The 14,608-nt window shown below is 72.2% G+C and carries 12 protein-coding genes; 10 read left to right on the forward strand and 2 right to left on the reverse strand.

The window, feature by feature from the left end; genetic code table 11:
- Positions 1-168 precede the first annotated feature (168 nt).
- The 8 genes from ACWCRJ_RS19720 (at position 169) to ACWCRJ_RS19755 (ending at position 8,769) form a co-directional block, all read left to right on the forward strand.
- A complete protein-coding gene (locus ACWCRJ_RS19720) occupies positions 169-1,278 on the forward strand; it encodes a nitronate monooxygenase (protein WP_450940458.1) in 1,110 nt (369 codons plus the stop codon).
- Positions 1,275-2,015, forward strand: a complete 741-nt coding sequence (locus ACWCRJ_RS19725; RefSeq protein WP_450940459.1) for a 16S rRNA (uracil(1498)-N(3))-methyltransferase — start codon at positions 1,275-1,277, stop codon at positions 2,013-2,015. Before ACWCRJ_RS19720 ends, ACWCRJ_RS19725 begins: the two co-directional genes overlap by 4 nt.
- A gap of 43 nt (positions 2,016-2,058) precedes the next feature.
- The gene (locus ACWCRJ_RS19730; protein WP_046914262.1) at positions 2,059-2,451 is read left to right on the forward strand and encodes a VOC family protein; all 393 of its coding nucleotides are present in this window, start codon (positions 2,059-2,061) and stop codon (positions 2,449-2,451) included.
- A gap of 181 nt (positions 2,452-2,632) precedes the next feature.
- Complete coding sequence (locus ACWCRJ_RS19735; RefSeq protein WP_450940588.1) at positions 2,633-3,097, forward strand: hypothetical protein; 465 nt, start codon at positions 2,633-2,635, stop codon at positions 3,095-3,097.
- 85 nt (positions 3,098-3,182) lie between these two features.
- A complete protein-coding gene (locus ACWCRJ_RS19740; protein ID WP_450940460.1) occupies positions 3,183-6,407 on the forward strand; it encodes a S41 family peptidase in 3,225 nt (1,074 codons plus the stop codon).
- 80 nt (positions 6,408-6,487) lie between these two features.
- Positions 6,488-6,841, forward strand: a complete 354-nt coding sequence (locus ACWCRJ_RS19745; protein WP_450940461.1) for a histidine triad nucleotide-binding protein — start codon at positions 6,488-6,490, stop codon at positions 6,839-6,841.
- A gap of 6 nt (positions 6,842-6,847) precedes the next feature.
- Positions 6,848-7,756, forward strand: a complete 909-nt coding sequence (locus tag ACWCRJ_RS19750) for a ribonuclease Z (RefSeq protein ID WP_450940462.1) — start codon at positions 6,848-6,850, stop codon at positions 7,754-7,756.
- Positions 7,757-7,776: 20 nt separating this feature from the next.
- On the forward strand, positions 7,777-8,769 hold the full coding sequence (locus ACWCRJ_RS19755; protein WP_450940463.1) for an adenosine deaminase: 993 nt from the start codon (positions 7,777-7,779) through the stop codon (positions 8,767-8,769).
- Between the two features lie 12 nt (positions 8,770-8,781).
- Here the strand turns inward: ACWCRJ_RS19755 and ACWCRJ_RS19760 are convergent, their stop codons facing one another.
- Positions 8,782-9,891 carry a carbohydrate kinase family protein gene (locus tag ACWCRJ_RS19760; protein WP_450940589.1) on the reverse strand — a complete coding sequence of 370 codons (1,110 nt, stop codon included), beginning with the start codon at positions 9,889-9,891 and terminating at the stop codon, positions 8,782-8,784.
- 180 nt (positions 9,892-10,071) lie between these two features.
- Positions 10,072-11,367, reverse strand: coding sequence for a glucarate dehydratase family protein (locus tag ACWCRJ_RS19765; protein WP_450940590.1), 1,296 nt, complete (start codon positions 11,365-11,367; stop codon positions 10,072-10,074).
- A gap of 165 nt (positions 11,368-11,532) precedes the next feature.
- Here ACWCRJ_RS19765 and ACWCRJ_RS19770 point away from each other — a divergent pair, with 165 nt between their 5' ends.
- Together ACWCRJ_RS19770 and ACWCRJ_RS19775 are read left to right on the forward strand one after the other, a co-directional pair.
- Complete coding sequence (locus ACWCRJ_RS19770) at positions 11,533-12,324, forward strand: IclR family transcriptional regulator (protein ID WP_450940464.1); 792 nt, start codon at positions 11,533-11,535, stop codon at positions 12,322-12,324.
- A 143-nt stretch (positions 12,325-12,467) separates the two neighbouring features.
- Entirely contained in the window at positions 12,468-14,603 is a 2,136-nt protein-coding gene (locus ACWCRJ_RS19775) for a PhoH family protein (protein ID WP_450940465.1), read from the forward strand.
- Positions 14,604-14,608 lie beyond the last annotated feature (5 nt).

Genomic DNA, 14,608 nt, shown 5'->3' on the forward strand with positions numbered 1-14,608 from the left:
CTCGTTTGTGACTCAACTCTTGACCTCCTGGGGACGGGGTCCGTACCGCCGTCTTGCGGGTGAACTGGGGGCGCCTGGTTGCCAGAGATCGGAAGCCCACCCGCACCCGACGAACAACCGTCCGCCCCCGATTCGGCGATGTCCGGAGGACAGTGGCACCATGCCGTCATGTCCTCCGCGCTGACCGATCTCGTCCCGCTGCCGATCGTGCAGGCCCCCATGGCGGGCGGCGTGTCCGTGCCGCGACTGGCCGCCGCCGTGTCCGAGGCGGGTGGGCTGGGGTTCCTCGCCGCCGGGTACAAGACGGCCGACGGGATGTACCAGGAGATCAAGGCGCTCCGGGCCCTCACCTCCCGCCCCTTCGGCGTGAACCTGTTCATGCCGCAGCCGGAGTATGCCGAGCCGGCCGCCGTCGACGTCTACGCGGAGCAGCTGGCCGGTGAGGCCACCTGGTACGACGCCGAGCTGGGCGACCCGGACAGCGGACGCGACGACGGCTACGAGGCCAAGCTGGCCGTACTGCTCGACAACCCCGTCCCGGTGGTGTCGTTCCACTTCGGCTGTCCGACCCCGGAGGTCGTCGAGTCCCTCGCCCGCAAGGGCACGCTCACCCTCGTCACCGCGACCTCGGCGGAGGAGGCCCAGGCCGTGGAGCGGTCCGGGGCCCACGCCGTGATCGTGCAGGGCGTCGAGGCCGGCGGCCATCAGGGCACGCACCGGGACGACCCCGAGCGGGACTGCGCCGGCATCGGTCTGCTTGCCCTGGTCGCGCAGGTCCGCGAGGCCGTGGCCCTGCCGATCGTCGCGGCCGGCGGCATCATGCGCGGCGGTCAGATCGCCGCCCTCCTCACGGCGGGCGTGAGCGCGGCCCAGCTCGGCACGGCCTTCCTCGCCACCCCCGAGTCCGGCGCGCACACCGTGCACAAGCTGGCCCTGACCGACCCCCTCTTCGTCCGCACCGAGCTGACCCGCGCCTTCTCCGGCCGCCCGGCCCGCGGCCTGCTCAACCGCTTCCTGCGCGAGCACGGCCCGTACGCGCCCGTCGCCTACCCGGAGGTCCACCACCTCACCTCGCCGCTGCGCAAGGCCGCCGCCAAGGCCGGCGACGCGCAGGGCATGGCGCTGTGGGCCGGGCAGGGGCACCGGATGGCCCGGAACCTGCCGGCCGGGGAACTGGTCGGGGTACTGGCCGCCGAGATCGCCGCCGCGCAGGCCGAGCAGGCCGCCGCGCGGGTCGGCGGGACGGGCGGGGCCCGCGGCGGGAGCGAGGGCCGATGACCGCGCCGGTGTTCGTGGTGGACGGGTTCGACGGCCTGGGACCGGAGATCGTGGTCGACGGACCCGAAGGGCGGCACGCCGTCTCGGTGAAGCGGCTGCAGCCCGGTGAGGACGTCGTCCTCACCGACGGGCGGGGCCGGTGGCTGAACGGCGTGGTGAAGGCCGCCGAGGGCAAGGACCGGCTGGTCGTCATGGACACGGGGGGCCTGGTCGAGGAGCTTCCGGCGCAGCCCCGTCTCACCGTCGTCCAGGCGCTGCCCAAGGGTGACCGGGGCGAGGTGGCCGTGGAGACCATGACCGAGGTCGGCATCGACGCGATCGTGCCCTGGGCCGCCTCCCGCTGCATCACCCAGTGGCGGGGCGAGCGGGGGCTGAAGGCGCTCGCCAAGTGGCGGGCCACCGCGCGGGAGGCGGGCAAGCAGTCCCGCCGGACGCGGTTCCCCGAGGTCGCGGACGCGGCCACGAGCAAGCAGGTCGCGGCACTGCTGGCGAACGCCGACTTCGCCGCCGTCCTGCACGAGAGCGGCGACGAGACACTGGCCACGGCCGAGCTGCCGACGGCCGGGGAGATCGTGCTCGTCGTGGGGCCCGAGGGGGGCGTGTCGCCGGAGGAGCTGGCGCTCTTCGGCGAGGCGGGCGCGGGGGCGTACCGACTCGGGCCCAGTGTGCTGCGCACGTCGACCGCCGGGACGGCGGCCGGGGCGCTGCTGCTGGGCAGAACCGGACGCTGGTCCTGACCGCCCCGGTCCGGGCCCCGTCCCCACAACCCCTGGGAGCATCGTGGAACTCGCCCAAGTAAGGCTGCTCGTCTCCGACTTCGCCGCGTGCTATCGCTTCTACGCCGATGTCCTCGGGCTGAAGCCGCAGTCCGGGGCAGCCGAGGGGCCGTACGAGAAGTTCAGTCCGGCGATCGGGTCCGCGGGTATCGCCCTGCAGGACCGGGCGATGATGGCGGAGGTCCTCGGGGAGCTGGCCGACGCGGCGAACGGGCACCGGTCGCTGGTCGTCCTGCGGGTCGACGACCTCGACGCGTACTGCGAGCAGATCACCGAACGCGGCGCACGCCTCCTGCACGGGCCCGCGCCCATGACCGACCGGATGCGCGTGGCCCATCTCAAGGACCCCGAGGGGAACTTGGTGGAGCTGCAGGAATGGCTGCTGATGCGCGGCTGAGGCGGCCGCGCGCCCGCGCAACCCCGGTTCACCCTTCCCGGCGGCATGGCCGCACGCGGTCTTCCGTGACGCGGCGGGCGGTGGCAGGCTGCCGTGCATGCGGGTATGGAGGCGTGTCAGGTCGCACCGGACCGGCGGGCGCCGGCTCCTGCTGGGAGCCGGGCTCGGACTCGGCGCTGTCATGAGCCTGGTGGCCTGCGAGGGCGGCGGGCTCAACACCGGCGCGGTCGCGTTCACGACGGACCAGCTGGCCACCGAGGAGCTGGAGCGGGAGGGCCTCGACGTCCGGTGGCTCACGTGCACGGCCTCGTACGACGGCGACGCGGGAAAGAAGTCCGGGTCGCCGTCCGCGTCCGTCGCCACCGTCGCGAACGTCGACTGCACGGGCGAGGACAAGGAAGGCCGGGACATCACTCTCACCGGGAAGGTGACGAAGGAGGTCAACGGCAGGTGCGTACGCGGCGACCTGACCGCGAAGGTCGGCGGCAAGGAGTGGTTCCACGTCGAGGGGCTCGGCAACTGCGACGCACCCGCCCCGAGCAACGGGCCGCGGGATCCCGACCGGCCGGGACCGACCGTGACGGTCACCGTCACCCAGACCATCTGGTGCCAGAAGGACCCGGCGTGCGTGCCCGAGGGCAAGTGAGGCCCCGCGCGAGGGACATGGTTCCGCGCGAGGGACATGATCCAAACCCCTCCCCATCAGACCGAACGCTGCATAAAGTACCTGGGTGACTCAGCTCGCGTATTTCCGGTATCCGCACCTGCACGGCGACCTGGTCGCCTTCACCGCCGAGGACGACGTGTGGGTCGCGCCTCTGGACGGCGGCCGTGCCTGGCGGGTCAGCGGGGACAACGTGCCCGTGAACCATCCCCGGATCTCCCCGGACGGCACCACCGTCGCGTGGACCTCCACGCGGGACGGCGCGCCCGAGGTGCATGTCGCGCCCGTCGACGGCGGTTCGGCCAAGCGCCTGACGTACTGGGGAAGTTGGCGCACCCAGGTGCGCGGCTGGACGCCCGACGGCCGGGTCCTCGCGCTCAGCACCCAGGGCCAGGCCAGCCTCCGGCGCAGCTGGGCACGCGCCGTCCCGCTCGACGGCGGCCCGGCCACCACCCTCCCGTACGGGCCGGTCGGTGATGTCGCCCACGGCCCCGCGACCGTGCTGCTGTCCGCGCCGATGGGCCGCGAGGCCGCCTGGTGGAAGCGGTACCGGGGCGGCACGGCGGGCAAGCTGTGGATCGACCGCGCGGGTGAGGACGGCGAGGGCGCCGGCGAATTCGCGCGGCTGCACGCCGACTTGGACGGGAACATCGAGTACCCGCTGTGGGTGGGTGACCGGATCGCGTTCCTCTCCGACCACGAGGGCGTCGGGGCGCTGTACTCCTCCCTCGCGGACGGCTCGGACCTGCGCCGCCACACCCCCCTCGACGATTTCTACGCCCGGCACGCGGCCACCGACGGCACCCGGGTCGTGTACGCGTCCGCCGGTGAACTGTGGCTCCTGGACGACCTGGACGGGGCCGAGCCGCGCAGGCTCGACATCCGGCTGGGCGGACAGCGCGTCGACCTCCAGCCGTTCCCGGTGAACGCCTCCCGCTGGTTCGGCTCCGCCTCGCCCGACCACACGGCCCGGGGCAGCGCCGTCTCCGTACGCGGTTCGATCCACTGGGTCACCCACCGCTCCGGCCCCGCCCGCGCGCTCGTCGCCGAGGACGGCGTACGGGCCCGGCTGCCGCGCACCTTCCGGGTGGAGGGCGAGGAGTGGGTGGTGTGGGTGACGGACGCGGAGGGCGACGACGGGCTGGAGTTCGCCCCGGCGACCGGTCTCGCCCCGGGCGCCACCCCGCGCCGGCTCGCCGCGGGGCAGCTGGGCCGGGTCCTCGGGCTCGCGGTCGCGCCCGACGGCAGCCGGGTCGCCGTCGCCGCGCACGACGGCCGGGTCCTGCTCGTCGAACGGGAGACCGGAGAGGTCCGCGAGGTCGACCGCAGCGAGGACGGCGAGGTGACCGGGCTCGTCTTCTCGCCCGACTCCGCCTGGCTCGCCTGGTCGCACCCCGGCCCGCGCCCGCTGCGTCAGCTCAAGCTCGCCAACACCGCCGACCTGTCCGTCACCGAGGCGACCCCGCTGCGCTTCCAGGACTTCTCACCGACGTTCACCCTCGACGGCAAGCACCTCGCCTTCCTCTCCGCCCGCGCCTTCGACCCCGTCTACGACGAACACGTCTTCGACCTCCACTTCGTCAGCGGGGCCCGGCCGCACCTCATCACGCTCGCCGCGACCACCCCGTCGCCCTTCGGGCCGCAGCGGCACGGCCGCCCCTTCGAGGCGCCCGACAAGGACGAGACCCCGGACAGCGAGGGCGCCCCGGCGACCCGGATCGACCTCGACGGGCTCGCCGACCGGATCGTCCCCTTCCCGGTCGAGGCCGGCCGCTACTCGACCCTCCGCGCCGCCAAGGACGGCGTCCTGTGGCTGCGCCACCCGGTCACCGGCGTCCTCGGCCACTCCCGGGCCACCCCCGACGACCCCGACCCGAAGACGTCCCTGGAGCGCTACGACCTCGCCCAGCGGCGCCTGGAGTACCTCGCCTCCGACGCCGACCACGTCGCCGTCAGCGGCGACGGCAAACGGGTCCTGCTGTGGACCGACGGCAAGCTCAAGGTCGTCCCCAGCGACCGGCGCGCCTCGAACGACGACGAGAGCGACACCAACATCACCGTCGACCTCTCGCGCGTACGGCGGACCGTCGACCCGGCCGCCGAATGGCGCCAGATGTTCGACGAGACCGGCCGCCTGATGCGGGACAACTTCTGGCGCCCGGACCTCGGCGGGGTGGACTGGGACGCCGTCCTGGACCGGTACCGCCCGGTCCTGGAGCGCGTGGCCACCCACGACGACCTCGTGGACCTGCTGTGGGAGGTGCACGGCGAGCTGGGCACCTCGCACGCCTACGTCACCCCGCGCGGCCGGGGCGCCTCCGGCGACCGGCGGCAGGGGCTGCTCGGGGCGGACGTCTCCCGGCACGAGGACGGCCCGCAGGGATCGGCCCTGTGGCGCATCGACCGGGTGCTGCCCTCCGAGACCTCCGACCCCGACGCGCACTCGCCGCTCGCCGCGCCGGGTGTGGCCGTGCGGGCCGGGGACGCGATCGTCGCCGTGGGCGGGCAGCCGGTCGACCCGGTGGCCGGGCCCGGACCGCTGCTCGTCGGCACGGCGGGCAAGGCGGTCGAGCTGACCGTCCTGCCGTCCGGCGGCGGGGATCTGCGGCATCCCGTGGTGGTGCCCATCTCCGACGAGGAGCCGCTCCGATACCACGCCTGGGTGGCGGACCGGCGGGCCTACGTCCACGAGAAATCCGGCGGCCGGCTCGGATATCTGCACGTACCCGACATGGTCGGCTCCGGCTGGGCGCAGCTCCACCGCGACCTGCGTGTGGAGGTCGCCCGGGAGGGACTCGTCGTGGACGTCCGGGAGAACCGGGGCGGGCACACCTCCCAGCTCGTGGTGGAGAAACTGGCCCGCCGGATCGTCGGCTGGGACCTGCCGCGCGGCATGCGCGCGACCAGCTACCCCGACGACGCGCCCCGGGGGCCCGTCGTCGCCGTCGCCAACGAGTTCTCCGGGTCCGACGGGGACATCGTCAACGCGGCGATCAAGGCGCTCGGGATCGGGCCGGTCGTGGGAACGCGGACGTGGGGTGGCGTCGTCGGGATCGACAGCCGCTACCGGCTGGTGGACGGGACGCTCGTGACCCAGCCGAAGTACGCCTTCTGGTTGGAGGGGTACGGGTGGGGGGTCGAGAACCACGGCGTCGACCCGGACGTGGAGGTCGTGCAGGCGCCCCAGGACCACGCGGCCGGACGCGACCCCCAGCTCGACGAGGCGATCCGGATCGCGCTGGAGGGGCTGGAGTCGACACCGGCGAAGGTGGCACCACCGCTGCCGTCGTAGGGGCCGGACCCGCACCCGACGACGCGCCCTGGAGATAGCATGCCCCGGTAGGGGATTCACCCGTGGCTGGGAGGCGACGCATGGCTGGGGAGCCGCAGGACGACTGTCTGTTCTGCAGGATCGTGGCGGGGAACGTACCGGCGACGATCGTGCGGGAGACCGACACGACGGTCGCGTTCAGGGACATCAACCCACAGGCACCGACCCACGTCCTGGTCATCCCGAAGGCGCACTACGCCGACGCCGCGACCCTCGCCACCGCCGCCCCGGACCTCGCCGCCGACGTCCTGCGCGAGACGAAGGCCGTCGCCGACGAGGACAAGCTGGAGAGCTACCGCATCGTCTTCAACACCGGCACCGGCGCCGGCCAGACCGTGTTCCACGCGCACGCCCACGTCGTCGGCGGCCGCGGCCTGCAGTGGCCCCCCGGGTAGCGCACCGTGTCCGTACGTGAACTGGTCGTCCTCGGCACGGCCAGCCAGGTCCCGACCCGGCACCGCAACCACAACGGCTATCTGCTGCGCTGGGACGCGGAGGGACTGCTGTTCGACCCCGGCGAGGGCACCCAGCGGCAGATGCTGCGCGCCGGGGTCGCCGCGCACGACCTGAACCGCATATGCGTCACCCACTTCCACGGCGACCACTCGCTGGGGCTGGCCGGTGTCGTCCAGCGGATCAACCTCGACCGGGTCCCGCACGACGTCACCGCGCACTACCCGCGCTCCGGGCAGCGGTTCTTCGACCGCCTGCGGTACGCCACCGCCTACCGGGAGACGGTCCGGCTGATCGAGGCGCCGGTCGACGGCGAGGGCGGGACACTGGCCGCCACACCGTCGTACACCCTCGACGCGCGCAGGCTCTCGCACCCCGTCGAGTCGTACGGTTACCGACTCGTGGAGCCGGACGGGCGCCGGATGCTGCCCGAGCGGCTCGCCGAGCGCGGCATCAAGGGGCCGGACATCGGACGGATCCAGCGGGAGGGCGCGGTCGGTGACATCACGCTGGACGACGTGAGCGAGCCGCGGCGCGGCCAGCGGTTCGCGTTCGTCATGGACACCCGGCTGTGCGACGGGGTCTACGCCCTCGCCGACGCGGCCGACATGCTCGTCATCGAGTCCACGTTCCTCGACGAGGACGTCCAACTCGCGGTCGACCACGGTCATCTGACGGCTGGTCAGGCAGCCTCGGTGGCCCGCGACTGCGGCGTACGGCATCTCGTGCTCACGCACTTCAGCCAGCGGTACTCCGAGCCCGCCGAGTTCGAACGGCAGGCGCGGGCCGCCGGGTTCGAGGGCGAGCTGACCGTGGCGCACGACCTGATGCGGGTGGCGCTTCCGAAACGGCGATAGAGCGGCCGTACGATGCTTTGATGTCCCTCCCCAAAGCTGAACTGCACCTGCACATCGAAGGCACCCTGGAGCCGGAGCTGGCGTTCGCGCTGGCCGCCCGGAACGGGGTGGCACTGCCGTACGCGGACACGGACGCGCTCCGCAAGGCGTACGAGTTCGAGGATCTGCAGTCCTTCCTGAACCTGTACTACGAGCTGATGGCCGTCCTGCGCACCGAGCGGGACTTCGCCGACCTCGCCGACGCCTATCTGGCCCGCGCCGCCGCCCAGGGCGTACGGCACGCGGAGATCTTCTTCGATCCGCAGGCCCACCTCGCGCGCGGTGTCGGGATGGGGACGGTCGTCGAGGGGCTGTGGCGGGCGCTGGGCAGAAGCGAGGAGACGCACGGTATCTCCACCCAGCTGATCATGTGCTTCCTGCGCGACGAGTCCGCCGAGTCGGCCCTGGACACCCTGGAGGCCGCCGAGCCGTACCTCGACCGGATCGTCGGGATCGGGCTGGACTCCGCCGAGGTCGGGCATCCGCCGGTCAAGTTCCGTGCGGTGTACGAGGCGGCCGCCGCGCTGGGGCTGCGGCGGGTCGCGCACGCGGGGGAGGAGGGGCCGCCGGAGTACATCACCGAGGCCCTGGACGTCCTCGGTGTCGAACGCGTCGACCACGGGCTGCGGTGCATGGAGGACCCGGCCCTCGTCGAGCGGCTGGTACGGGACCGGATCCCGCTGACGCTGTGCCCGTTGTCGAACGTCCGGCTGCGGACCGTCGACACGCTCGCCGACCACCCGCTGCCCGCCATGCTCGACGCGGGCCTGCTCTGCACGGTCAACTCCGACGACCCGGCCTACTTCGGCGGCTACGCCGGCGACAACTTCGACGCCGTGGGGCGCACGCTGGGCCTCGGCGAGGAGCGGCTGCGCGAACTGGCCCGCAACTCCTTCACCGCGTCCTTCCTGGAGCACGACGAGGAGCGGCGGGCCCGGTATCTCGCGGAGGTGGACGCCTACGAGTTCGGGTGAGGGGCGACGCCGTCAGGCCGAACGGCGGAAGCCGATCGTGGGGACGGCCCGGCGCAGCGGCCAGGGGCTGACGTGGTCCTTCGGCAGGAGGTCCGCCAGGAAGGCGTACCGGCGCAGTGCCTCGGGGTCCTGGTCCTCCAGTGACCGCACCCGGTGCCACCACGCGGCCAGCTCCGACCAGCCGGGGGCGGACAGCGACCCCCCGAACTCCTGGACCGACAGCGCGGCGGTCAGACCCGCGAAGGCCAGCCGGTCCGCGAGGGGCCAGTCGGCGAGGGTGCCGGTGACGAAGCCGGCGACGAACACGTCACCCGCGCCCGTGGGGTCCAGGGCCTCCACGGCGATGGCGGGCACCTCCGCCGTCTCGCCGGTCCGGCCGTCCACGGCGTACGCGCCCTCCGCGCCGAGGGTCACCACGGCCACCGGGACGTGGTCGGTGAGGGCGCGGGCGGCGGCCCGGGGGCAGTCGGCGCCGGTGTACCGCATCGCCTCCTGCGCGTTGGGCAGGAACGCCTCGCAGTGCGCGAGATCGGCGAGCCCCGCCAGGTCCCAGGCGCCGGTCTCGTCCCAGCCGACATCCGCGAAGATCAGGGTGCCCTCGCTCGCGGCGCGCCCGATCCAGGGGGCGCGTACGCCGGGCGTGAGGGAGGCGACGGCGGCGCGCGCGCGGGGCGGGCACTCCGGCTCGGACTGCTCCGGGGGCGCCGCGTGGCCGTGGGAGACCATCGTGCGTTCGCCCTCGTACGCCATGGAGACCGTGACCGGGGAGTGCCAGCCGAGGACCGTGCGGGAGGCGGAGAGGTCGATGCCCTCGCCCTGCTCCAGGGCGTCCCAGCAGTACTCGCCGTAGTGGTCGTCGCCGAAGGCCGCCGCGAGGGAGGTCTTCAGGCCCAGCCGGGCCAGGGCCGTGGCCATGTTCGCCACACCGCCGGGGCTCGACCCCATCCCGCGTGCCCAGGACTCGGTCCCGCGCACCGGGGCGGAGTCGAGGCCGGTGAAGATGATGTCGAGGAAGACGGTGCCGGTCAGATAGACGTCCCAGGGCGGGTCACCGGCCGTTCTCAGGTCCCTCAGCGGGTCGACCCGGGGTCGGTGCGGACGTTCTCCCTTGAACGCGGTCACGATGTGCTCCCTGGCGGTGGTGCGGTTCTGGCCAGTCTGCACCAAGCGCTCCGCTCGGGGGTGTGTGACGCGGGGAGTGTGCCTTGGCATGCGGTGCGGGTCGGGGGTCGCTGTGCAAGGGCCGCCGCCCCTGCGACCCCGCCGCCCGCCTTCCGGCTCGGTCCCTGCGGGGGCCCGGCGCTACCAGCGCGGCACGGTCGGGGTGACCCAGTTCGGCTCGGCCACCCGCATCGCCGCCGCGTCGTCCCGGTCCCGCAGCGCCCCGTCGTCGTCCAGCCACCGCCGATGCAGGAACTCCAGCTTGTCCCGGTCGAGTTCGACCCCGAGTCCCGGCGCAACCGACACCCGCACCGCCCCGTCCTCGAACGTGAGACGCGAGGTGAGGACGTCCTCCGACTGCCACGGATAGTGGGAGTCACAGGCATGGTGGAGGTCGGGAACCGTGGACGCCACGTGCGTCATCGCGGCCAGGCTGATGCCCAGATGGGTGTTGGAGTGCATGGACACGGCGACGCCGAACGTACGGCAGACGGCGGCCAGTTCGCGGGTGTTGCGCAGCCCGCCCCAGTAGTGGTGGTCGGACAGGACGACCTGCACGGCGCCCGTCGTGAACGCCTCCTCGATCTCCGCGAAGGTGGTCACGCACATGTTGGTCGCCAGGGGCACCTCCGTCCGCGCCGCGACCTCGGCCATCGCGGGCGTCCCGAGCGCCGGGTCCTCCAGGTACTCGAGTACGTCCGCCAGCTCGTCCGCGACCTTCAGCGACGTCCTGACGGACCAGGCCCCGTTCGGGTCCAGCCGCAGCGGATGCCCCGGGAACGCCTCGGCCAGCGCACGCACCGCGGCGACCTCCTCCTCCGGCGGGAACACACCCCCCTTCAGCTTGAACGACGTGAACCCGTACCGGTCCTTGAACCTCCGGGCCTGCTCCACGACCCCGGCCGGGTCCACGGCCGCTCCCCAGTCGTCCTTCTCGCAGGCGACCCCCTCGGGATGCTCCGCCCACTTGTAGAAGAGGTACGCGCTGTACTCCACGCGGTCGCGCACCTTCCCGCCGAGCAGCGCGTGCACGGGCAGCCCCAGTGCCTTGCCGAGCGCGTCGAGGCAGGCGACCTCGAACCCCGACACGACCGACAGCCGCAGCTTGTCGGCGGTCTGGACGCCGCGCAGCCCGCCCACGTCGACCTGCCCGCAGACCCGTGCCCCGTCGACCGCCACCTCGTCGGCGAGGGCGGACAGCCCGTTCAGATCGCCGACCGGGCGGCCCACCAGCTTCCTGGCGAACGGCCGGGCCAGCTCCAGGTACTTGGTGTCGCCGTACGTCTCACCGACGCCCGTGGTCCCGTCGGCGGTGACGACCTCCACGATGAGCCGGGGGGTGTACGGCTGGTGCACGCCCTGCGTGTTCAGCAGCGGCGGGTCGGCGACCAGGACCGGGGTCAGCCGGACCTCGGTGACGGTCAGGTCGCGGGACACGGTCACGGGGCGGCTCCTACGGTCGGGGCGGCGGGGACGGCGTCGGACTCCCTCGAATATCTACATACGAAGATGAAGATTAGGTAGGCGAACAATGGGCGTCAAGGACAGGCGTCAAGGACAGGCGTCGAAGAGGGCAGCCGCCGCCCCGCCTACGATCGCCGCATGTCGGAGACAGACGGCGCCGGAGGCGTCCGCGAGGTGAAGTCGGCGGCGCGTACGGTCGACCTGCTGGAACTGCTGGCAGCACGCGGCGACCGGCCCGCACGCCTCCAGGAGCTGGCGGACGAACTCCGCGTCCCGCGCAGCTCGATGTACGCCCTGCTGCAGACCCTCATCGGCCGGGGCTGGGTCCGCACCGACACCACCGGCTCCCTCTACGGCATCGGCATCCGCGCCCTGCTCACCGGCACCGGCTACCTGGACTCCGACCCGCGGGTACGCGCCGTGCGGCCCTTTCTCGACGAGGCCTCCGAGGCCCTCGGCGAGACCATCCACCTCGCCCGTCTCGACGGCACGGACGTCGCCTACCTGGCCACCCGCGAGTCCCACGAGTACCTGCGCACGATCAGCCGCGTCGGCCGCCGCCTCCCCGCCCACGCCGGCGCCCTCGGCAAGGCCCTCCTCGCCGAACGCCCCGACAGCGACCTCCCCGAGGGCCCCTACGAGGCGCTCACCCCGAACACCCGCACCACCCGCGAGGCCCTCGCCGCCGACCTCGCCGGTGTCCGCGCCCGCGGTTACGCCGTCGACCGTGAGGAGGGCGTCCTCGGCATCATCGGCTTCGGCTTCGCCCTGCGCACCGGCACCCCCGCCGAGGACGCCGTCAGCTGCTCGGTCCCGGTGGCCCGCCTGACTCCGGAACACGAGCGCCGGATCGTGGAGGTGATGAGAGAGATCCGTACGAAGATCGAGGCGGTCGGCCCGGGAGGGGCGGGGTCGCCGATCTGGCGCTGAAGGGCCGCAGGCCGGGCCGCCACCGGGCTCTCCCGCTAAAAGCCCTACGGCCCTGTCAGTCCCCCGGCGTACTCTTGAGCCACAGGCGCAGGCCACCACCTGCGAGTCGTCTCAAGGAGGACGTGCGGCCTACGAGCCGGCCCATGACTCAGACACCCACAGCCCACACCCCCGCGCAGGGCAAGGCGAAAGCACAGTTCACCGTCCCCGCGGCGCACCCCATGGTGACCGTGCTGGGCTCCGGCGACTCCCTCCTGCGCGTGGTCGAGAAGGCCTTCCCGGCGGTCGACATCCATGTCCGGGGCAACGAGATCAGCGCACTGGGCGAGCCGTCGGAAGTGGCTCTCGTCCAGCGCCTGTTCGACCAGATGATGCTGGTGCTCCGCACCGGACAGCCGATGACGGAGGACGCAGTGGAACGCTCGATCGCCATGCTGAGGGCGAGCGAGAACGGGGAAGGTTCCGAAGAGACCCCGGCAGAGGTTCTCACCCAGAACATCCTGTCCTCGCGCGGCCGCACCATCCGCCCCAAGACGCTCAACCAGAAGCGGTACGTCGACGCCATCGACAAGCACACCATCGTCTTCGGCATCGGCCCGGCAGGCACCGGCAAGACCTATCTCGCCATGGCCAAGGCCGTCCAGGCCCTGCAGTCCAAGCAGGTCAACCGCATCATCCTGACCCGCCCCGCGGTCGAGGCCGGCGAGCGCCTGGGCTTCCTGCCCGGCACGCTCTACGAGAAGATCGACCCCTACCTCCGCCCGCTGTACGACGCGCTGCACGACATGCTCGACCCGGACTCGATTCCTCGGCTGATGGCGGCGGGGACGATCGAGGTGGCGCCGCTGGCGTATATGCGTGGCCGTGCGCAGCCGCGCTTCACGAACGTCTTGACGCCGGACGGTTGGCGCCCCATCGGCGACCTCCAGGTAGGTGATCTGGTCATTGGCTCGGACGGCGAGCCGACTCCGGTACTGGGTGTTTATCCGCAAGGTGAGCGGGAGATCTACCGCGTCACTGCCCAGGACGGCTCTTGGACCTTGTGCTGCGGTGAGCACCTGTGGACAGTCAGGACTCGTGACGACGCGCGTCGCAACAAGCCGTGGCGGGTTCTGGAGACCCAGGAAATGATCGGCAAGCTGCGCGCGGCGCACTACCGCCGGTACGAACTGCCGATGCTGACAGCGCCAGTCTGCTTGCCCGAGCGTGAGGTCCCCATGGATCCGTACGCGCTGGGGCTGCTGCTGGGTGACGGCTGTCTCACGGGTTCCACCACGCCGTCCTTCGCGACGGAGGACAGGGAGCTGGCCGAAGCGCTGGCGGCCGTGTTGCCCGGCGTCTCCGTTCGGCACAGGGGCGGACCGGACTACGTCCTCAACCGGGTCAAGTCGCCGGGCGACGTGGTCACCCTGGAGAACCCGGTTACGCGGGTTCTGCGCGACCTGGACCTGCTGCGCACCCGCTCGCACAGCAAGTTCGTCCCGGACGACTACCTGAACAACTCCGCCGAGGTACGACTGGCGGTTCTGCAGGGTCTGCTCGACTCCGATGGCGGCCCGGTCACGCAGAAGGACCGCACCTGTCGTATCCAGTACACGACGACGTCGATCCTGCTGCGCGACGACGTGATCTCGCTCGTGCAGTCGCTGGGCGGTGTGGCGTACACCCGTCGCCGGGCGGCCGAGGGCCGTAAGCCCGGCTTCGCGAACGGCCGGGAAGTCGGTTACCGGTACGACGCCCACATCGTCGACATCCGCCTCCCCGAAGGCATCGAACCCTTCCGCCTCGCCCGCAAGCGCGATAAGTACCACGAGGCCGGAGGCGGCGGACGGCCGATGCGCTTCATCGACAGCATCGAGCCCGCAGGCAGGGAGGAGACCGTATGCATCCAGGTGGCCGCAGAGGACTCCCTCTACGTCACCCAGGACTACCTGCTGACGCACAACACGCTCAACGACGCCTTCATCATTCTCGACGAGGCCCAGAACACCTCGGCCGAGCAGATGAAGATGTTCCTCACCCGCCTCGGCTTCGACTCGAAGATCGTGATCACGGGTGACGTGACGCAGGTCGACCTGCCGAGCGGCACGAAGTCCGGTCTGCGCCAGGTCCAGGACATCCTGGAGGGCCTCGACGACGTGCACTTCTCCCGGCTGTCCTCGCAGGATGTCGTACGGCACAAGCTGGTCGGCCGTATCGTCGACGCGTACGAGAAGTACGACAGCCAGAACGGTACGGAGAACGGCACCCACAAGGGTGTCCGTGACAAGCGGAAGTAGACCAG

It is taken from the genome of Streptomyces sp. NPDC002324 (assembly GCF_053593335.1).